Raw genomic sequence first — 18,837 nt, forward strand, 5'->3', positions numbered from 1 at the left:
CCGATCGGCGTCGAAACACTGCGCCGATACACAGCCGACCTCGGTTGCCTGACGGGCTGTGCACCGCTCGTGGCGGCCAATGAGGAAACAGCGCCAAAGCGTCCCTATCGCCCATCTTGCTTCTGATCTCGGTGGGGACGCGCGGAAGCCGACGATCTCATCAGTGAATCAAGGCAAATCGGCAAGTTCTGGCGGGCACGCCCGACGAGGACGAGTACTACAAGATCGTCACAGGCCCATGGTTCAAAATAATGATCATCGACTTTCCGCGGGAATCGGTGTCGGAGGCAATTCTGCAGATGATGGCGGTCAGAGCGCGCGTTTGGCGGGGGTGCGATAGCCAAAGCCAACCCAGATTGCGAAAAGCATCATTCCGCCGGCCAGCAGGAAGGTCAGTCGCATCCCTGTGGCGATGGCCGAGACGGTTGCAGTGGTGAACTCATCGGTCCCGACGCCGAAGGCGAAGACGGTGCCCATGAGCGATGCGCCGGCGATCAGGCCGAGATTGCGCGACAGGTTGAGCAGTCCCGAAACCGTGCCCTGGCGATCCCTGGGGACGTCTGACAATGCCGTCGTGTTGTTGGCGGCCTGGGAGAGTTGATAGCCGGGCGTCAGGACAATGATGGACAGCCCATAACCGACGACGCCCGTCATATTCGGCACAAGCGCGAGGAGGAAGGCTCCGGCCGCCAGCAGGACAAGCCCGATGGCGAGTACGCGCCCACTTCCCCAGGAATCGACGAGCCGACCGGATGGAGCGCCGCTGAAGATGGAAATCACAGGACCGAGCGCCATGATCAAGCCGACATGGCTTGCCTTCAGGCCGAGACCGAGGCTGAGATAGAAGGGCCCGACCACCAGTGTCGTCATCATAACGGCGGCGACCAACATATTGACGAGAAGACTGGGCGCGAGGCCCCGATCCATCACCGACCAGAGGCTTACGGACGGTGCCATTCCCTTTCTTGGTTCGCTCGGCAGCGTTGTGAGAGCGAGGATCAGGGCAAGAATCGTCAGTGGGATTTGGACCCAGAAGATGCCGCGCCATCCCGTCAGCGGGATCAGCAGGCCGCCGAGGGACGGGCCGAGCGCAGTTCCGAGGGCCGATATCGTGCCGAGCAGACCCATGGCCCGCCCGATGCGCGCTTCGTTCGCTGTCCGACGCATCAGCGCCATGGCGAGTGTCATGAGAAAAGCGGCGCCGACGCCCTGCAGCGCGCGCGCGCCAATCAGCAGCCACAGGTTCGGCGCAACCGCGCATAGCACCGACGCCGCGGCGAAGGCGCACAGACCCGCGACGAGCGTTGCTTTCAGCCCATAGTCGTCGCCGAGCCTGCCGGCGACGACGACCGAGATCGTGAGAGCGGCAAGATAGGCGACGACGACCGCCTGCACCTGCGCGAACGGTGCCGAGAATGCCTCGGCCAGTGTTGGAAGCGCGATATTGGCGATGCTGGTGCCGAGCGAGGCCAGCAGCATCGCCAAAGCCAGTGTGATCGTGATGCCTGATTGTGCCGTCGTCGATGCGCTCGGTTCCGCCTGTTCCATCTCTTGCCCTCTTGCCTGAATTCTGGTTCGAGAGCAGGCTGCCACTTCAAGCCAACTTGAGGTCAAGCGTGAAGTTTCTGGATATTGGAGAGGTTGCGGCACGAAGTGGGATGAAACCCTCGGCGCTGCGCTTTTACGAGGAAGCCGGGCTGATTTCCTCGGTTGCACGGCGTGGTTTGCGCAGGCAGTTCCCGCCCGAGGTGTTGTTACAGCTCAAGCTCGTTTCCATGGGCAAATCGGCGGGGTTCTCGCTCGACGAGATTGCCGGTATGTTTGGCCGGAACGGGATGCCGGACCTGCCACGTGACGTGCTCCATCGGAAAGCCGACGAGATCGACCAGCAAATCCGCGAGTTGACCGCTTTGCGCGACACGCTCCGCCACGTCGCCAACTGCCCCGCGCCGTCGCATATGGAATGCCCGACGTTTCGGCGCCTAGCGAATTCGACGGGTAACCGCGAACGGAAGCGCAAGAACGCCGCACACCTGAAATGATGGCCGGTGCCGGTCACAGGGCTCATCCGATCTCAGGGGCTCCGCATCGACCCGCTGACATCGTGCCCCTTGCGCCACTTCAGGCACCAGGTTCCAGGGCGAGGACGGCGGCATTAGGCTGTAAGCCGCTCGCTGAAATGCCATTTTGACCAAGATGGCGGATGGGGTGGGATTCGAACCCACGGTACGGTCTCCCGCACGCCGGTTTTCAAGACCGGTTCCTTAAACCACTCGGACACCCATCCGTCTCGTCTGCCATAGCCGGCCCGGCACCCCTCGTGCAAGATGGAGCATGGCGGCTGTGGGTGGGTGGCACATGGCCCGCCACTCTTGCTCAGATGGACTTGGTGCGAAAGCCGCGCATCTTTTCCAGCGTGTCGTCGAAGGAGATCACCCCGGCGTCCGAGCCGAGGCCGCTCGCCACCAGGGCGGCGACGGCCTGGGCGAAGAGGATCCGGCGTTCCTCGTCCATGCCGTGCTTGAGGGCGGTGATGTAGCCGGCGTCGAAGGCGTCGCCGCAGCCGGTCGTGTCGACGACGGCGATGTCGTAGGCGGGAACCCTCAGCCGGTCGCCATTGGCGCCGGCATAAAAGGCGCCGTCGCCGCCGAGGGTGAAGACGCAGTGCTCGGCGCCGCGGTCGAGGAAGAACTGCGCGCAGTCCTCCACGCTGGACTGGCCGGACATGTCCCGCGCTTCTTCGATCGACGGCATGAAATAGTCGATGAAGGGCAGCAGCGGCTCGACCAGGTGGAAGGTCTCGGCCGAGGCGGCGATGAGGTCGAAGGTGACGGTCGCGTGGCGCTTCCGCGCCTCTTCCAGCAAGACGCGGCTGCGCTCGCCGTCGAGGCGCTTCAACAGGCCGGTGCCGCCGAGATGCACGATCGGCGCGTCGAAGACCTGGTCGTAAGCCTCTGGTTCGACGTCGAAATGATCCGAGGCGCCACGAACGTGCAGCGCCGGGCGCTCGCCGTTCGGCCGGACGTTGAGGATCGTCGCCGAGGTCGGCACGTCGTCGAGGCGCTGCATCGCCGAGGTGTCGATGCCGAGGCGCTCCATGGCGCCGATGACGAAATCGGCCTTCTCGTCGCGGCCGACGGCGCCGACGGCGAGGCTCTTCAGCCCGAGCTTGGCGGTGTTGACGACGACGCCGCCCGCGGTGCCGGCGACGGTCAGCCGGATCTCGTCGATGAATTCGACATTGCCCCGATCGGGGATGCGGGAGACCGGCCGACCGAGAATGTCGAGGATGTAGAGGCCGATGACGGAGACGTCGTAGCGCATCGCGGAAGTCCTCAGCCGAACTGCGCCGGAATGCGGGCGCCATCCTGAAACAGCATCAGGCGCTCGCGCGGCACCGACAGGTGGATCGTCTCGCCGAGCCTTGCGGGCGGGCGGCCTTGCGTGTTGACCTTGACGACGGTGTCGCCGATCCGCGCCTTGGTCAGGTAGCGGCCGGCGATGCCGATCGCCTGGTCGACGAGCTTTGCCGGCACGCTGTCCTCGCCGGGCGCCCCCGTCATGCGCACCAGCTCGGGCCGGATGCCGACGGTGATCTTGTCGCCGCGAAGGTCGGCCGGGGCGTTCAGCGGCCGGGCGAGGATCGGCGCCGAGATCTGGCCGTTCACGACCGTCGCGGGGACGAAGTTCATGCCGGGATTGCCGAGGAACCAGCCGCCGAATTCGGTGGTCGGCTGGCCGTAGAGCACCTGCGGCCTGTCGTATTGCACGATGCGGCCGGACTTCATCAGGGCGATGCGGTCGGCAAGCGTCATCGCCTCGGTCTGGTCGTGGGTGACGTAGACGATGGTCTGCTTCAGGCGGCTGGTCACCGTCTTGAAGGCGCGGATGAGCTGCAGCTTGGCATTGACCTCGACATTGGTGGTCGGCTCGTCGAACAGCACGATCTCCGACTGGCGCACCACCGCCCGCCCGACCGCCACCTTCTGCCGGGTGCCTGCGTCGAGCTCCTCGATATAGGCGCGCGCCAGATGGCGGATGTCGAGGACGTCGAGGATCTCGTCCACCCGGCGCCGGCGCTCGTCCTTGGAGACCGAGCGGTCGTAGCGCATCGGCAGTTCGAGATTCTCGAATACCGAGAGCGTCGGGTACATCACCGGATACTGGAACACCATCCCGACGTTGCGCTTCCTCGGCGGCAGGCGGGTGACGTCCTTGCCGCCGAAGATCACCCGGCCCCGGGTCGGTGTCTCGAGGCCGGCGAGCATCCGCATCAGCGTCGTCTTGCCGCAGCCGGAGGGGCCGAGCAGGCAGGTGACCTCGCCGTCGGCGAAGGTCATGGCGATGTCGTCGACGGCGGTGAAGCTGCCGAAGGTCTTGGTGACATGGTCGATGACGATCTCAGCCATGGGTGCCGAAGCTCCTCTCGCGTGTCGCCTTGGCGGAGCCGAGCGACGTCGGTGCCGGCCCGCGCAGGCGCTCGCCGGTCCCGGCGCCGAACAGCAGCACCTTGTCCGGATCGACCGTCGCGGCGAGATCCGTGTCGATCCGCGGCGGCGGGGCGTCATAGAGCGGCATCGCGGCGGTGAGCGAGTGGCCGGCGCAATCGAGATACACCACCGCCTCGCCGCCGAGATTCTCGACGAGGCTCACCCTGGCCTGCAGGGTCAGCAAGCGCGCCTCTGCCGGCGCGCCGGTGAAAGCGCCCGCGTCGAGGCGGACATCCTCGGGGCGAAGGCCGGCCTTGATCGGCCCCTCCGCCGCGCCTGGCGGTGCCGGAAAGCGCAAGGGGCCGGCGACGACGTTGCCCTTTTCGATCCGGCCGTCGAAGAGATTGGCATGGGGAAAGCCGACGAGGTCCAGCGAGCGGTAGTGGCTCGGCTGGTGGTAGACGTCGTCCGCCTCGCCATGCTGGACGATGCGGCCGGCATCGATGACGGCGAGATTCTGGGCCATGGTGAGGGCTTCGAGACTGTCCGAGGTCGCATAGACGAAGGTGGCGTCGAGCTCGTCGCGCAGGCCCTTCAATTCGTCCATCAGGCGCTCGCGAAGCTTGTAGTCGAGGCCGACCAGCGGGTCGTCGAGGACGAAGATCGAGGCGTCCTTGAGGAGGCCGCGGGCGACGGCGACGCGCTGCTTCTCGCCGCCCGAAAGCTGGTCCGGGGTCTTCTTCAGGAGATGGGTGATCGACAGGATGCCCGCCGTGCGGTCGACGCGCCTGGCGATCTCGGCCTTGTCGAACTTCGCCAGGGTCAGCGGGTAGCCCATGTTCTGGGCGACCGTCTGGTGCGGATAGAGGGCGAAGTTCTGCGGCACGTAGCCGACCGGCCGGTCCGCCGGGGCATCGGTGGAGATGTCCCGCCCGTCCAGCATGATCCGGCCGCTGTCGGGGTTCTCGAGGCCGACCAGCAGCCGGAACAGCACCGACTTGCCCGACTTCGGCGGCCCGGAGATGACGGTGAAGCTCTTCGGCGCGACGTCGAGGGAGAGGCCGTCGAGGGCGGTGGTGCCGCCATATCGCTTGGTGACGTCCTGGAATGAGAGTGCCATCGCTCAGCGCCCCAGTTGCGCGAAGGTCGGCACCAGGAGGATGCCCGCGGAGAACACGGCGACGATGACGAGGAGCACTTTGGCGATGAAGAACAGCCCGCCGAGGGGCGTTGCATCCTTGCGCATGTTGCCGACGGCGATCTGCAGCAGCGTCGAGGCGACGAGGACGCTGAGGCCGACCTTGTAAAGCATCAGGTTGTAGCGCTGGGTGATCAGCGCGATGCCGAGAAGCAGGCCGACGATCAGCGTCGCTTCGAGGCGTTCGGTGAAGACGTGCTTGTTCTGCATGGGATCAGACCTCGCCGCGCACGGTTCCGAAGGTCATGCCGACGAGCAGATACTTCTGGAAGATGTAGATGAAGACGACCGGGACGACGAGATAGAGCGACGTCATGGTCGAGATGAAGGTCCAGGCGACGCCGCCATCGGCATAGGTGCCGACCATCAGGGCATAGGGGATGTTCTGGGTGTTCACCCCGCCGATGATGAAATTGAACAGATATTCGTTCCACACGAAGATCAGGTTGAAGATGAAGGCGGCGATCAGGCCGGGCCGGACCTGCGGCATCACCACCTTGAAGATGATGTGGGCCCAGGAGCCGCCATTCACCCGGCCGGTCTCGTCGAACCTCGTCGAGACGCCGTCGAGGAAGCCCTTCAGGATCCACACCGAGAAGGGGATCGAGAACATCGCGTAGAACAGCATCAGCCAGAGATGCGAATCCTTCCAGCCGAAGCCGACATACATCAGGAACACCGGCAGGATGACCGCCGGGCCGGGCAGCATGCGGATCGACAGCAGCAGGAACATCAGGAAGTCGGTGCCCTTCGGCTTGAAGCGCGAGAAGCAGAAGGCGGCGAGGAAGGAGACCACGACGGCGATGATCACCGCGCCGAGCGAAAGGAGGATCGAATTGCCGATCTGCTGGAAGATCTCGCTGCGCGAGAACAGCGCCTCGTAGTTCTCCAGCGTCGGCGAGAAGACCAGCTTCGGCGGCACCGCCAGGATGTCGCTGCGGGTCTTGAAGGACGACATGACGATCCAGGCGATCGGCGCGAAGAAGACCAGCGCGATCAACCAGAGCGCGGCGTAATAGGCGTATTCCTTGATCCGGCTCATGATCCGCTCTCCCGGCGGCGGCGCAGGTTGAGGACGAAGATGAAGACGCTGGTCATGGCGATGGAGATCAAAAGGAGCAGCACCGCATAGGCCGACGACCAGCCCATGTTGAAGCTCTCGAAGGCCTGCTTGTTGAGCTCCAGCGCGACGAGGCGGGTGTTCTGGCCGGGGCCGCCCTTGGTCATCGGGATGATCAGGTCGAGGGTCTTGAAGCTGTCGATGGTGCGCAGGAGGATGCCGAGCATCAGGATGAACTTGCCGTGGTGCCAGATCACCAGCGGCAGCCGCCGCCACATCGGCACCCGGTCGATCTCGGCGGCCTCCAGCTCGGCCGTCGGCACCGAGCCCAGCGCCGCCAGCGTCATCAGCGTCATGAACGGCGTCCACATCCAGCAGTCGACCGCCAGCACTGCCCAGAAGGCGAGGTTCGGATCGCCGAGGAAGTCGATCGACCCGGCGCCGAAGCCGGTTCGGGCGATGTAGTTGAGGATGCCGAAGGTCGGGTCGTAGATGAAGCGGAAGAAGGTGCCGGTGGCGACCGGCGTCAGCACCATCGGCGCGAACAGCATGGTCAGCGCGATGCGCCGGCCCGGCATGTTCTTCGATCCCCAGAACAGGAAGCCGAGGAGCCCCCCGAGGATCGTCTGCAGGGTCACCCCGCACAGGACGAAGGTGAAGGTGCGCGACAGGTCGAACCAGATGGCGTTCTTCGAGGCGAGAATGGCGAAAAAGTTGCGGAAGCCGACGAATTCCGGCGGCATGCCGCTGGTCAGCGAATAGTTGTAGAAGGACAGGCCGAGCAGCCAGAGCGTCGGGATCGTGTTGAAGACGATGAAGAAGCTCAGCACCGGCGCGAGCAGGACGAGGACCAGCATCGCGCGGTTCTCGAACAGGCGTGGCCTGGCGCTCCGTCGCGGGATGCGTCCAACCGAACTATCAGCAGTCATCGGTTTTCCCAGTTTGCGGCCGCGTCGTCGACTCCCTGCCGGGACCCGGCGCGTCCATGGAACGGGCAGGGCTCTCGGCGAAGTCGAGCGGGGCGTCGGTCATGGCCCGCGCTACGGCAAGAATGGCCCGGCTCGCCGAGGCGCGCCGGGCCGGTATCGTCCTCAGTCGATCAGAGCGAGGTCATCGCGCATCGGTCGGACGGCGCTTCCGTCGCGGTGCCCGAGTCGTAGAGGATCTGCTGCTGGGCGCAGGCGATGTAGTCCATCACCGCCTGGGCATCGGTCGACTGTCCGGTGACGAAGGACGAGTAGCCCTCCTGCTGGATCGACAGCATCTCCGAATATTTCGGGTCGTGCCAGAAATCCTGCGAGCGCCCGTCCTCCAGCATGAACTTGTAGGTCTGGTTCCACGGATTGATGTCGTTGAAGTCGTCGCGCGACAGCGTGGCCTTGTCGCAGGGATTGCCGCCGCGCCGGGCGAATTCCAGCGCCGTTTCCGGCTGGTACCACCAGTTCATGAAGTCGATGGCGACGCGCATCTTCTCTTCGTCGTTGAAGGCGTTGATCACCCAGGGCTGGCCGCCCATGGAGTAGATCCGCTTGGCCTCGCCGCTCGGCCCGGTGTGCTTGGGCGGCGGGACCACCAGCACCTTGCCCTTCAGCTCCTCGGTGATCATCGCCGGGCCGACGGCCGCCCACTGGATGGTCGAGAACACCTTGCCCTGGGTGAAGACGTCGATGCCTTCGGCGATGCCGATGTTTGTGGAGCCCGGAGGGCCGTATTTCAGCCAGCGCTTGTACTCCTCCAGCGACTTTGCGTTCTCCGGCGTGTTGAGGACGCCCTCGACCTGACCGGTCTCAGGATTCCACAGCTCGCCGCCGCGGCTCCACAGGAAGTTGTTGAAGGCGCAGGTCGCGAAGTCGTAGACGCGGCTGTACTGCTGGGCGAAGCCCCAGCGCTGCTCGTCCGGGCGGGTGAAGAAGTCGGCGACCTTCTCGAACTCGTCCATGGTGAGGTTCTCGAAGTCCTCGAAGGTGCGCGGCATCTCGGCGTTGTACTTCGCCTTGAACGCCTCGCGCTCCTTCTCGTCCTCGAGCCAGTCCTTGCGCACGAACAGCGCCTCGACGTCGCCTTCCTGGGGCAGGCCCCAGATGTCGCCGCTGCCGTCGGGATAGGTCATGTAGGTGTCGACGACGGTCTTCGAGTACCAGTCGATGTTCAGCGCCGGGTTCTTGTCGATGACGTCGTTGAGCTGCAGGATCCAGCCCGGCTTGGCGAGGGCGCCCAGCCACTGGCTGTCCGAGATGATGATGTTGAATTCCTGGCTGCGGGTGACCAGCGACGTCGCGGCCTTCTGGAAGAGATCGGCGAAGGGCGCTTCCTGGAACTGGAAGGAAACGTCGTAGCCGTACTTCTCCTTGACGTAGTCGGCGAAGAGCGGCGACATCTTCACGCCGAGCGAGGACGGCACCCAGCCGGCGATGCCGAGGATGTTCATCTCGATCGACTTGCCGGCGAGGGGATGGCTTTCCTGGGCGGCGAGCCGGTTGATGAACGGCATGCCCAGCGTGCTGCCGAGGGCGAGCGCGGCGCCGCCCTTCAGAAGCGTTCGACGCGGAACGAGGATCGAGGATCCGGTGTGACGTGAATTCGGCATGTTGCGAGTTCCTCCCATGAACTGCCCCGAGAGCTGCCGGGCGACCTTTCGCGGCGCCCGCCACCCCCTTGCCTTTCTTGTGCAGCGCAACCTCCCAGAAGCGGTGCAGCAAGGGATACAGCCCTATTGGCGACAATATTCAAATGCGCTAAGACAATTGTCAAGATGGTATCCGCAGCCGCAGCCACGACCCGCAAGTCCCGATCGCAGCCCCGCGCCCAGCCGAGCGCGAAGCAGGCGCCCATGCGCTTTCGTGACGACCCGCTTTTGTGGGCCGGCTGGCTCTATGCCCATGACGGACTGACCCAGAACCAGATCGCCAAGGCGATGGGCGTCTCGCGGGCGACGGTGAACAACTACATCTCCGAGGCGCGGGCGCGCGGCATCGTCAATCTGACGATGGAGACCTCGCGGCTTTCCGAATTCATGATCGCCGAGGCGCTGGTCGAGCGGTTCCAGCTGTCGGACTGCATCGTCCTGCCGAGCGTGCGGGAAGGGCGGTCGCTGCCCGAGCGGCTGGGGGAGACCGGGGCGAGGGTGCTGGAGCGCCTGATTCGGCCGGGCGACGCCATCGGCATGTCCTGGGGGCGGACGATGCTGGCGCTCGCCGCCAGCGTCGGGCCGACGCGGCTCGCCGATCTTTCGGTGGTGCAGGTGACCGGCGGCAGCGGCGGCGAGGCGGAGTTCTCGCCCGAGGTCTGCGTCGCGCGGCTGGCGACGGCGCTGGGCGCGCGATCGGTCAACATCAGCGCGCCGGCGCTGGTCTCGAGCCCCGAGATCCGCGACGTCCTGATGCGCGAGCCGCTCCTGAAGACGCAGTTCGACTGCGCCCGGCGGCTCGACAAGATCGTCTTCGGCATCTCCTCGTCGCGCCTCGGCGCCACGATCCACCGCAGCGGCCTGTTCGGGCGCGACGACCTCGCCGATCCCTCGCTGCAGCGGGCGGTGGCGGTCGTCGCCGGACGCTTCATCGACGATCGCGGCATCCCCGTGCATGGGCGGGTGGATGAGCGTACGATCGGGCTGACGCTGGACGAGATCGCCCGCGTCAGGTTCCGCATCGCCGTGGCGGGAGGCCCGGAGAAGACGACTGCGATCCTCGCTGCGCTGCGGGGACGCCATGCCAACGTGCTGATCACCGACGCCGACACCGGCCATGCCGTTCTGCAGGCCGAAGGCGTGCCGGAATCCCTCGGGGCACTGAGGGGATCGCGACGAACACAGGTTCAGGGAGGAAACCGCGTGAAGACCAAGAAGCTCATCAACGACCCCGCCAACATCATCGAGGAGATGCTGGCGGGAATGATCAAGGCGCATCCGAACCACTTGCGCCAGCTCGAGCACTCGCCCCGCTCGGTCGTCGCGGTCGACGGCCCGCGCGCGGGCAAGGTCGGCATCGTCGTCGGCGGCGGTTCCGGCCACGAGCCGACCTTCGTCGGCTATGTCGGCAAGGGGCTCGCCGACGCCTGCCCGATCGGCAACGTCTTCGCCTCGCCGCCGCCGGATCCGATCCTCGAATGCACCAAGGCCGTCAATAACGGCGCCGGCGTCCTCTATGTCTACGGCAACTACGCCGGCGACGTGATGAATTTCGACATGGCGGCCGAGATGGCGGCGATGGAGGACATCGAGGTGCGCACGGTGCTGTCCACCGACGACGTCGCCTCCGCCCCGCCGGACCAGAAGGAGAAGCGCCGGGGCGTCGCCGGCAATTTCTTCATCTTCAAGGTGACGGGCGCCGCCGCCGACAAGATGATGTCCCTCGACGAATGCGAGCGGATCGCCCGCAAGGCCAACGAGCGCACCTTCACCGTCGGCGTCGCTCTCGCGCCCTGTTCGCTGCCGCAGACGCTGAGGCACAATTTCGAGATCGGCCCGGGCGAGATGGAAATCGGCATGGGCATCCATGGCGAGCCGGGCGTCGCCCGCGAGCCGCTGCGCAGCGCCGACGACGTCACCGACGACATACTGGAGCGTATCTTCACCGAGATGGACGCGCCGGCGGGCTCGAAGGTCGCGGTCCTCGTCAATTCGCTCGGCTCGACGCCGCTGATGGAGCTCTACGTCGTCAACCGCCGGGTCGCCGAGCGGCTGGAGCGCAAGGGGATCTCCGTCCATGCCACATGGGTCGGCACCTACTGCTCCTCGCTGGAGATGGCCGGCATGTCGATCACGCTGATCCATCTCGACGACGAGTTGACGGAGCTTCTCGACCATCCGTGCGACTGCGCGATGTTCCGTGCCGGCTGACCGCCCGCGATCCCACACTCGTCACAGGACACCGGACGCAATCATGAGCACGATCACCAGCCAGAATCTCATCGACATGTTCCTCGCCATCGCCGTGGCGATCGAGGGGGACAAGGACCGGCTCTCCGAACTCGACGGCGTGATCGGCGACGCCGACCACGGCGTGACCATGAGCATCGGCTTTTCCGCCGTCAGGAACGCGCTGTCGGCGCTCGACCCCGCCGAGGCGGATCCGGCCAGCGTCTTCAACGGGGCGGCGAAGTCGTTCCTCAATGCCGTCGGCGCCTCGTCCGGCCCGCTCTACGCCACCGCCTTCATGCGGGCGGGGGCGGCGGTGAAAGGCAAGGCCGAGCTCGACCGCGACGCGATGGTCGAGGCGTTCCAGGCTATGGCCAAGGGCATCCAGGACCGGGGCAAGGCCGAGCGCGGCGACAAGACGATGGTCGATGCCTGGCTGCCGGCATCCGAGGCGATCGGCGAGGCCGCGGCCACGGGCGCGACGCTGGGCGAATGTCTCGATGCCGCGGCCAAGGCTGCCGGCGAGGGGGCGGAAGCGACGAAGGCGATGCTCGCCGCCAAGGGCCGCGCCTCGCGGCTCGGCGAGCGTTCCCTCGGCCACATGGATCCCGGCGCCGCCTCGACAGCGCTGATCGTGCGGACCATGGCCGACGAACTCGCCAAGGCCTGATGCTGCCAGGGTCGGCCGAGCCGTCGGTGCCGTGTCAGGCCATCGCGTCGATGACCTGCCGGACGATGCCGAGATAGCCGGCCGCATCCCAGGCGGAGCGGCCGATGAACAGGCCGTCGATGTGGGGCCTGGTGGCGAGAGCGACGCAGTTTTCGGGATTGACGCTGCCGCCATAGAGGACGGGGAGGGGGCGGCCGATGGCCGCCTCGATCACCGCCTTCACCGCCGCCTGCTTCTCGTCGGCGAAGGCCGGATCGGCGGGGGTGCCGCCCTCGCCGATCGACCAGACCGGCTCATAGGCGAAGATCACCCGCGTATCCTCCTGCCATTCGACTTTCGACAGCGCCGCCTCCGTCTGGCGCCGCAGCGCCGCGTCGGTCTCGCCTGCCTCGTATTCCTCCCGGGTGTCGCCGATGCACACCAGCGCGGCGAGGCCGTGGCGGACGACGGCGGCCGTCTTCAGCGCCACAGCCTGGTCGGTCTCGTTGAAGAACGTCCGCCGCTCGCTGTGGCCGATCTCGACCAGCGTCGCCCCGGCATCTTTCACCTGCAGCGGCGAGATCTCCCCGGTCCAGGCGCCGGCATCGGCCCAATGGGCGTTCTGGGCGCCGACGAGCACCTTCGTCCCGGCCAGAGCACCGGCCACCTCGACGAGAGCGGTGAAGGGCGGGATGACGAACAGCTGCGCCGCCTCGCAATCGGCCAGCCGCGAGGCTGCCACCGTGGCGCAGAAGGCGGCCGCCTCGGCCCGTGTCTTGTTCATTTTCCAGCTGGTGCCGATGAAGGGGCGTTTGGCAGTCACGATGTCCTCGTTTCCGGTTGGGTCAGTGGTCTGTCGCCAAGACGGCCCGTCAGCTCGCCGGCCTCGCCGGCCCAGCATCGACCTCTCCTGCACCAAAGGCCACCGATTCGGCGCGTGCGGCAACCATGCGTGCGCCGGTGAGCGCCTTGACCCGAAGTCGCCTCGGTCGCCGCGGCTCTCGGCGTCCGGCACTGCCGCCGGCCTGGCCGCGTCGCGAAGCGCTCGGCGCAGTCGCCGCGAACGCTCGCGCCGGGATGGCAGAAGCGATCCGGTCTCCCATATGGTCCGCTCATCATCGGCGTCATCGATACGCAACATTGACGGTCGTGCGGCCGCGAGCCGAGCGATCGGCGGCGGCGGATCGGCTGGCCAGGAAGGGATCAGGAACGGATGGGGCGAATGCTTCCGGCCAGTGGCCGGCATCCTGCGCGGCCACGGCGACGATGGGTCGAACGGCGGCGCCAGGCTGGACGGGTTCAATCCGGTCTGATCGGGATCATGAACCGAATGTGAAGTCCAAAAGGCTTTCCTTGCCGCTCGCTTTGCGGCCACTCAGGTCTGGTGCGAGAGCTTCACGACAAGACCGGAAGGAGACAGGCCACGTGTGGATTACCCGACCGACGTTTCTGGCCGGTTGAACAGCATTCACCGAGCGCGGATTTCTTGAGCCGCGCTCGCCAAAGTTCCAGTGTCCTACGCAGATTCCTCCAGTCGCCTCGGCGGGCCGGCGGCCAGTCGACTGGGGACGATATGAATAGAGCTCCTGAATGAGTGAAACGCACGAGTCGACCTTTCCGGAAGGGAAGATAGACCGCCGCCTCGTCGGAAACGGCCCATCCCCTGCAGCTGATCTCGATTTCTTCACCGTCTTCGATCTCGGCACCAGCCCGCACATGATCCTCGACCGCGAGCTGCGGTTCGTCGCGGTGAACAGGTCCTACGAGGCGGCGACCATGCGCAGCCGCGAGGAACTCATCGGGAACCGGCTGTTCGACGTCTTCCCGGAGAGCGGCGAGTCCGAGCAGCGGCTTCGCCTGTCGCTCGAGACCGCCTTCGAGACCGGCCAGCCGGATACCATCGCCATCATTCCCTACGAGATCCGCCGGCCGGAGCACCGCGGCGGCGGCAGGGAGATCCGCTACTGGAGCGCGACCCACATCCCGATCCTCGGCCCGGACGGGAAGGCGATCTACGTGATCCAGAACACCAACGACGTCACCGCCATCGCGCAGATGAAGCAGTCCGGCTCGTCGAGCGCGCAGATCGCGACGGCGGAACTGGCCCTGTGGCGCAATGCCGAGACGATCGAGACGGCCTATCAGCAGACCCTGGCCGAGAACGACGAGTTCCATCGTCTGTTCAGTCAGGCGCCGGGCATGATCGCGGTGTTCGAGGGCGAGGATCTCCATGCGACCTTCGTCAGCGACAGCTTCTCGCGTTTCATCGGCGACCGCCCCGTCATCGCCCAGCCTCTGGCCGAAGCCATTCCCGAACTGGAGGACCAGGAGTTCACCGACGTCCTGCGCCAGGCGATCGAGCGCGGCGAGAGCGTCATCCGCGAAGGCATGCCGATCCGGTTGCGCTATCCGTCCGGAGAGTTCGAGACGATCTCGTTCGTCGACATCTTCTGCAATCCCGTGCGCGATGGCGACGGCGAGGTCTATGGCATCTTCGTGCAGGGGGTCGATCGGACCGAGGCGATGCGGGCGGCGCACCACCAGCGGATGCTGATGGACGAGCTCAATCATCGGGTCAAGAACACGCTGGCGACCATCCAGTCGATGGCGCGTCAGACCTTCCGCGATCCGGTCGATCTCGATGGAGCCCGCTACGCCTTCGAGGCCCGTATCATGGCGCTCAGCCGGGTCCACAACATCCTCGCCGAGCGGCGTTGGGAGGCGGTTCCCCTGACGGCCCTGTTTTCCGAAAAGTCACAAGCCGTCGACGTCTCCCGGATCAGACACAGCGGCGAGGAATGGCTGCTGTCGCCGCGCACTGGCGTCGCCCTCGCCATCGTCGTCCACGAACTCTTCGCCAATGCCCGCCAGCATGGCGCGTTCAGCCACCCCGGCGGGCGGGTGGACGTCTCCTGGCAGACCGATCGGCGGCATGGTCCCCGATTGGCGCTGACATGGCGTGAGAATCTGCCGTCGCAGGAGGGCGTCGGCAGCGAACTGCGACCGGGTTTCGGCCTGCGTATCCTGCGAAGCATCGTCGAAGGCGAACTCGGCGGCAGCGTGTCGCTTGACCTGACGCCGGCCGGGTTCATTTGCAGTTTCGAAATCGAGTTGGCCGAGGGGGCGAGTGGTGAATTGTGAAGTGTCGCGATCTTCGGGCGGGATCGAAGGTCTCCGCGTCCTGGTCGTCGAAGACGAGAGCCTGGTGGCGCTTCAACTCGAGGACATGCTGCACGATCTCGGCTGCCACGTGGTCGGCCCCGCCATGCGGCTCCGGGCGGCAGGCGAACTTCTCGATGCCGGGGTCGGGATCGACTGTGCCGTACTCGACGTGAATGTCTGCGGCGAGATGGTCTATCCGATTGCCGAAAGGCTGTCTCTGCTCGGCATCCCCTTCGTCTTCGCGACCGGCTACGGACGTGACGGGGTGGACGTCCGCTGGACCAACGTCCCGATCCTGCAGAAGCCCTACACCTGCGAGGAGATCGGCGCGTCGCTGGTGCTCTGTCTGCAGTAGCGACGGCGGGTGTGGATCCGGGGTCCTGCAAGCGCCTGATGGGGTCCGGGCTCGCACTGTGGGTTCGCAGCGGAGCCGTGTCCGGACGCGGCTCCTATTCGTCGGCGGTCTTGACGAGGAACAGCACGAGGTCGCGGTCAGAAATCCGGCGCGCGGCGACGGCCGCCTCCGGAACCGCGCTGCGCAGGGCGTCGTGGCGCTCCTCGGAGGCAAGCAGGACGAGCCGCGTGCCATCCTCGGCGAGCTTCCGGCGCAGCGGCGCGGCGGGCTCGGCCCCCTCGTCCAGCGTCAGAACCACGATGGCGTAGGCCCGCCGCAGGGCACGGTCCAAGGCGATCTCCTGATCCTGCGCGATCGTCGCTCTCGCACCCGCCGCTTCGAGGCCGTCGGCGAGCCTGAGGGCTTCCGCATGGCGGGGCGCGCAGACGAGGATCTCCATGGCCTGTAGCAGGCTGCGCCAGGAATAGGCGTCGAAGCTGTCGAGACCGCGACCCATGGGGCTGTCCGCACGTCGTTTCGTCCTCGTCTCGTATCACGGCGGAGGAAGACGGGCGAGCCACGCAATGCTCGCCGGCCTCAGGAAGATCGTGCCGGGGGTGCCGGACAGTTCGGAGCCTGTCGCCATCGTCGGCTGATGCTGCCCTGACATCGTGGCGGTGGCGATCCCGACGCCGTTCACCCAGCGCTGGCGGAGCGAGATCACCCGGTCAATGCCGAACGTCGACCCGCCGTCTGCTCCATCCGTTGGAGCTGCATCGTGGCAGGAGCCACGACGCGGGGCTTGAAGACAGACGGCCTCGTGATCAGCTGGGAGCTGGATCCGGATTCCGTCGCATTCGCCCCGATGTCGTCCCATTGCGGTGATTGACCAAAGTCACGTCCGTCTGGCAAAGGTTTCGATCGCAACTATTTGCGATATATGCATGCAATCCTTGCCCTCGGGCTCGGGCCACTAAGGCCGCTTCGGCGGTTGCGGAGACGATCTGATCGGGCGTTGCCGCCGGCGCCGGGTGAGCGAGCGTGGGTGGCGGTTTCGGATGGGCGTGGGCCATGCCGTGATCGGGCGCGGCGTCCACGCAAGGCGGGATGGGCCGGCAGTCGGCCTGCCGCATCGCGCGAAGTGTCCAGGAGGAACGATCGGATGCCGGCTTTCAGCGAGCACAGCATCGACGAGGCAGTCGGTGAACGTCTGCGCGAACTGCGCCTCGCCGCGGGCCTCAGTCAGGCGGATGTCGCCCGGTTCCTGCATGCGACGGTCCGCCAGATCGATCTCTACGAGCGGGGCAAGGCGAGGATCGGGCCCGGCCGGCTCTCCGAGCTCTCCGAGCGCTTCGGCGTGTCCGTCCTGTCGTTTTTCGACAAGGTCGGTGCATCGCTCCAGACCGGCGACGCCGATGCCCACCAGACCGGTTCCGACGACTGCCCGGGCAGCCGCGATGAACGGGTCCGGGCCCTCGTTCGCAGCGTCCTGCAGCAGGCGTCCGCGCGCCTTCGCCACTGATCGCCCCATGGCCGCGCCGAGGAGCCCTTCGATCACCGCTGACGGCCGACGGCCCGTCGGCGCGTCACGTCGGCGTGGGCGCGGGGATCGCCACCCTGGCACCGCAGGCGGTCGCCGTCGGCGGATGTCTGTCCAGACGGTCGATCTCATGCTATCACTTAGCATCCCGCAACATCCGCACACCTGCCCCGCAGCTGGTTCTGCCAGGCCCGGATTCGCCTGAGGCAGCCATGCAACGATCGTTCCTCACCGGATCGACAAGGTTTCGCCGCGGGCTTGGATGAGATGAACCGAACGGAGAAGAAATTGGTTCAAGAGACGGTTATGAATGCGAAAAACGGCGTTGGCTCGCCCGTTTTCGCCGTCGCGCCGATGATCGACTGGACCGACAGGCACTGCCGCTTCTTCCACCGCCAGCTGAGCCGGAGGGCCAGGCTCTTCACCGAGATGATCGTGGACGAGGCGATCCTTCACGGTGATGTCGAACGTCTTCTCGGATTCGACGCCGCGGAGCATCCGGTCGTGCTGCAGATCGGCGGCTCCAGCCCCGAGAAGCTCGCGCGGGCAACCGGGATTGCCCGCGGATTCGGCTATGACGAATTCAACCTCAATGTCGGCTGCCCCTCGGACCGGGTGCAGTCCGGCACCTTCGGGGCCTGCCTGATGCGCGAGCCTTCGCTCGTCGGCGAATGCCTCGCCGCGATGGTGGAGGCGGCGGGCGGCGTCCCGGTGACGGTGAAGTGCCGGCTCGGCGTGGACGAGCAGGACATCGAGGCAGCGCTCGACCACCTCGCCGATGCCGCCGTCGCGGCGGGTGTGGCCGGTATCTGGGTGCATGCGCGAAAGGCCTGGCTGCAGGGCCTCAGCCCGAAGGAAAACCGCGACATCCCGCCGCTCGACTATGACCGGGTTCGTCGCCTGAAGGGGCGGCTCGGAGAGATGTTCGTCGGGCTGAATGGCGGGTTGAAGACGCTGGACCAGGCGCTCGCGGAGACCGGCGCGCTCGACGGCGCGATGCTCGGACGTGCGGCCTATCAGACGCCGGATGTCCTCATCGGCGTCGATGCGGCCTTCTACAGGGAACCGCGGGACGCATTCGACTACGAGGCGTTGATCGATACGATGACGGAATATGCGGCTCGCCACGTCGCGGCCGGCGGCAAGCTGAACCATGTCACCCGGCACATGACGGGTCTGTTTTCGGGCCGGCCAGGCGCACGCCGGTGGCGCCAGCTCATCTCGGAGGGCTCGACACGGCCCGGCGCGACCCCTGCGCTCATCGGCGAAGCCTATCGCGAGGTCCAGGTCGAACCGCGCAGCGCGGCAGCCTGAATGGCAGCCTTCCCATCGGGACGAGTCGCAACGAGGCCGGCGGCGGCGGCAATGGCAGCGTCAGGGCCGGAACGGCCTGTTCAGGCGAGGTCCGCGTCGCTGTCGCCGAATGCGGCTGCGACGCCCTGCGTCGGCGGGATCAGGGCCGTCGATTTCTGGCCGGAAAGGATCTCCACGGCGCGGCGCGTGCCGCTCATTTCCTCGCCGTTGAAGCCGCAGACCTGAACCAGCAGCAGGACCAGGAGGAAAGAGCGGTGAAAGCGGATGCGATGGTCCATGGCTTGAGCCTCCCCGT

18 protein-coding genes and 1 tRNA gene are annotated in these 18,837 nt (G+C 66.3%); 7 read left to right on the forward strand and 12 right to left on the reverse strand.

Features of this window, described 5'->3' with window-relative positions:
• Positions 1-309: 309 nt before the first annotated feature.
• Positions 310-1,548 carry an MFS transporter gene (locus ATO4_RS14535; RefSeq protein ID WP_083592256.1) on the reverse strand — a complete coding sequence of 413 codons (1,239 nt, stop codon included), beginning with the start codon at positions 1,546-1,548 and terminating at the stop codon, positions 310-312.
• Positions 1,549-1,616: 68 nt separating this feature from the next.
• On the opposite strand from ATO4_RS14535, the gene ATO4_RS14540 reads away from it, so the two are divergent.
• The gene (locus tag ATO4_RS14540) at positions 1,617-2,042 is read left to right on the forward strand and encodes a helix-turn-helix domain-containing protein (RefSeq protein ID WP_083592316.1); all 426 of its coding nucleotides are present in this window, start codon (positions 1,617-1,619) and stop codon (positions 2,040-2,042) included.
• 155 nt (positions 2,043-2,197) lie between these two features.
• On the opposite strand, the gene ATO4_RS14545 is transcribed toward ATO4_RS14540, so the two are convergent.
• From ATO4_RS14545 to ATO4_RS14580, 8 genes are all read right to left on the reverse strand, one after another.
• Positions 2,198-2,287: transfer RNA gene (locus ATO4_RS14545), tRNA-Ser, on the reverse strand.
• Between the two features lie 89 nt (positions 2,288-2,376).
• On the reverse strand, positions 2,377-3,324 hold the full coding sequence (locus tag ATO4_RS14550; protein WP_083592257.1) for a sugar kinase: 948 nt from the start codon (positions 3,322-3,324) through the stop codon (positions 2,377-2,379).
• Positions 3,325-3,335: 11 nt separating this feature from the next.
• Positions 3,336-4,409: an ABC transporter ATP-binding protein gene (locus ATO4_RS14555; protein WP_083592258.1), complete on the reverse strand. Its 1,074-nt coding sequence runs from the start codon at positions 4,407-4,409 to the stop codon at positions 3,336-3,338.
• A complete protein-coding gene (locus tag ATO4_RS14560; RefSeq protein ID WP_083592259.1) occupies positions 4,402-5,550 on the reverse strand; it encodes an ABC transporter ATP-binding protein in 1,149 nt (382 codons plus the stop codon). Before ATO4_RS14560 ends, ATO4_RS14555 begins: the two co-directional genes overlap by 8 nt.
• 3 nt (positions 5,551-5,553) lie before the next feature.
• A complete protein-coding gene (locus ATO4_RS14565) occupies positions 5,554-5,838 on the reverse strand; it encodes a hypothetical protein (protein WP_083592260.1) in 285 nt (94 codons plus the stop codon).
• Between the two features lie 4 nt (positions 5,839-5,842).
• The gene (locus ATO4_RS14570) at positions 5,843-6,670 is read right to left on the reverse strand and encodes a carbohydrate ABC transporter permease (RefSeq protein WP_083592261.1); all 828 of its coding nucleotides are present in this window, start codon (positions 6,668-6,670) and stop codon (positions 5,843-5,845) included.
• On the reverse strand, positions 6,667-7,617 hold the full coding sequence (locus ATO4_RS14575) for a sugar ABC transporter permease (protein WP_083592262.1): 951 nt from the start codon (positions 7,615-7,617) through the stop codon (positions 6,667-6,669). Before ATO4_RS14575 ends, ATO4_RS14570 begins: the two co-directional genes overlap by 4 nt.
• Before the next feature lie 170 nt (positions 7,618-7,787).
• The gene (locus ATO4_RS14580; RefSeq protein ID WP_083592263.1) at positions 7,788-9,275 is read right to left on the reverse strand and encodes an extracellular solute-binding protein; all 1,488 of its coding nucleotides are present in this window, start codon (positions 9,273-9,275) and stop codon (positions 7,788-7,790) included.
• 243 nt (positions 9,276-9,518) lie between these two features.
• On the opposite strand from ATO4_RS14580, the gene ATO4_RS14585 reads away from it, so the two are divergent.
• Complete coding sequence (locus tag ATO4_RS14585; RefSeq protein ID WP_245308760.1) at positions 9,519-11,525, forward strand: bifunctional sugar-binding transcriptional regulator/dihydroxyacetone kinase subunit DhaK; 2,007 nt, start codon at positions 9,519-9,521, stop codon at positions 11,523-11,525.
• Positions 11,526-11,568: 43 nt separating this feature from the next.
• The gene (gene dhaL, locus ATO4_RS14590; RefSeq protein ID WP_083592265.1) at positions 11,569-12,213 is read left to right on the forward strand and encodes a dihydroxyacetone kinase subunit DhaL; all 645 of its coding nucleotides are present in this window, start codon (positions 11,569-11,571) and stop codon (positions 12,211-12,213) included.
• Positions 12,214-12,247: 34 nt separating this feature from the next.
• On the opposite strand, the gene ATO4_RS14595 is transcribed toward dhaL, so the two are convergent.
• Positions 12,248-13,015, reverse strand: a complete 768-nt coding sequence (locus ATO4_RS14595; protein WP_245308761.1) for a triose-phosphate isomerase — start codon at positions 13,013-13,015, stop codon at positions 12,248-12,250.
• Between the two features lie 767 nt (positions 13,016-13,782).
• On the opposite strand from ATO4_RS14595, the gene ATO4_RS14600 reads away from it, so the two are divergent.
• Both ATO4_RS14600 and ATO4_RS14605 read left to right on the forward strand, forming a co-directional pair.
• Positions 13,783-15,333, forward strand: a complete 1,551-nt coding sequence (locus ATO4_RS14600; protein ID WP_083592267.1) for an HWE histidine kinase domain-containing protein — start codon at positions 13,783-13,785, stop codon at positions 15,331-15,333.
• A 64-nt stretch (positions 15,334-15,397) separates the two neighbouring features.
• The gene (locus ATO4_RS14605; RefSeq protein WP_245308762.1) at positions 15,398-15,709 is read left to right on the forward strand and encodes a response regulator; all 312 of its coding nucleotides are present in this window, start codon (positions 15,398-15,400) and stop codon (positions 15,707-15,709) included.
• 94 nt (positions 15,710-15,803) lie between these two features.
• Here ATO4_RS14605 and ATO4_RS14610 read toward each other — a convergent pair whose 3' ends face one another.
• On the reverse strand, positions 15,804-16,205 hold the full coding sequence (locus ATO4_RS14610; RefSeq protein ID WP_083592269.1) for a hypothetical protein: 402 nt from the start codon (positions 16,203-16,205) through the stop codon (positions 15,804-15,806).
• A 645-nt stretch (positions 16,206-16,850) separates the two neighbouring features.
• Between ATO4_RS14610 and ATO4_RS27750 the strand changes: the two genes are divergently transcribed.
• Entirely contained in the window at positions 16,851-17,210 is a 360-nt protein-coding gene (locus tag ATO4_RS27750; protein WP_176222995.1) for a helix-turn-helix transcriptional regulator, read from the forward strand.
• A gap of 324 nt (positions 17,211-17,534) precedes the next feature.
• Entirely contained in the window at positions 17,535-18,542 is a 1,008-nt protein-coding gene (gene dusA, locus ATO4_RS14620; RefSeq protein WP_083592271.1) for a tRNA dihydrouridine(20/20a) synthase DusA, read from the forward strand.
• 80 nt (positions 18,543-18,622) lie between these two features.
• On the opposite strand, the gene ATO4_RS14625 is transcribed toward dusA, so the two are convergent.
• The gene (locus ATO4_RS14625; RefSeq protein WP_083592272.1) at positions 18,623-18,820 is read right to left on the reverse strand and encodes a hypothetical protein; all 198 of its coding nucleotides are present in this window, start codon (positions 18,818-18,820) and stop codon (positions 18,623-18,625) included.
• Positions 18,821-18,837: the final 17 nt, after the last annotated feature.

Origin of the sequence: Aurantimonas sp. 22II-16-19i (assembly GCF_002088275.1) — a bacterium.
Taxonomy (GTDB): Bacteria; Pseudomonadota; Alphaproteobacteria; order Rhizobiales; family Rhizobiaceae; genus Jiella.

Excerpts from the sequence above, each read along its gene's own strand:
- dhaL (WP_083592265.1), top strand. The coding sequence starts at position 11,569 with ATGAGCACGATCACCAGCCAGAATCTCATCGACATGTTCCTCGCCATC.
- ATO4_RS14560 (WP_083592259.1), bottom strand. The coding sequence starts at position 5,550 with ATGGCACTCTCATTCCAGGACGTCACCAAGCGATATGGCGGCACCACC.
- ATO4_RS27750 (WP_176222995.1), top strand. The coding sequence starts at position 16,851 with ATGCCGGCTTTCAGCGAGCACAGCATCGACGAGGCAGTCGGTGAACGT.
- ATO4_RS14580 (WP_083592263.1), bottom strand. The coding sequence starts at position 9,275 with ATGCCGAATTCACGTCACACCGGATCCTCGATCCTCGTTCCGCGTCGA.
- ATO4_RS14565 (WP_083592260.1), bottom strand. The coding sequence starts at position 5,838 with ATGCAGAACAAGCACGTCTTCACCGAACGCCTCGAAGCGACGCTGATC.
- ATO4_RS14575 (WP_083592262.1), bottom strand. The coding sequence starts at position 7,617 with ATGACTGCTGATAGTTCGGTTGGACGCATCCCGCGACGGAGCGCCAGG.
- ATO4_RS14625 (WP_083592272.1), bottom strand. The coding sequence starts at position 18,820 with ATGGACCATCGCATCCGCTTTCACCGCTCTTTCCTCCTGGTCCTGCTG.
- ATO4_RS14600 (WP_083592267.1), top strand. The coding sequence starts at position 13,783 with ATGAGTGAAACGCACGAGTCGACCTTTCCGGAAGGGAAGATAGACCGC.
- ATO4_RS14585 (WP_245308760.1), top strand. The coding sequence starts at position 9,519 with ATGCGCTTTCGTGACGACCCGCTTTTGTGGGCCGGCTGGCTCTATGCC.
- ATO4_RS14535 (WP_083592256.1), bottom strand. The coding sequence starts at position 1,548 with ATGGAACAGGCGGAACCGAGCGCATCGACGACGGCACAATCAGGCATC.
- ATO4_RS14570 (WP_083592261.1), bottom strand. The coding sequence starts at position 6,670 with ATGAGCCGGATCAAGGAATACGCCTATTACGCCGCGCTCTGGTTGATC.
- ATO4_RS14610 (WP_083592269.1), bottom strand. The coding sequence starts at position 16,205 with ATGGGTCGCGGTCTCGACAGCTTCGACGCCTATTCCTGGCGCAGCCTG.
- ATO4_RS14550 (WP_083592257.1), bottom strand. The coding sequence starts at position 3,324 with ATGCGCTACGACGTCTCCGTCATCGGCCTCTACATCCTCGACATTCTC.
- ATO4_RS14555 (WP_083592258.1), bottom strand. The coding sequence starts at position 4,409 with ATGGCTGAGATCGTCATCGACCATGTCACCAAGACCTTCGGCAGCTTC.
- dusA (WP_083592271.1), top strand. The coding sequence starts at position 17,535 with ATGAATGCGAAAAACGGCGTTGGCTCGCCCGTTTTCGCCGTCGCGCCG.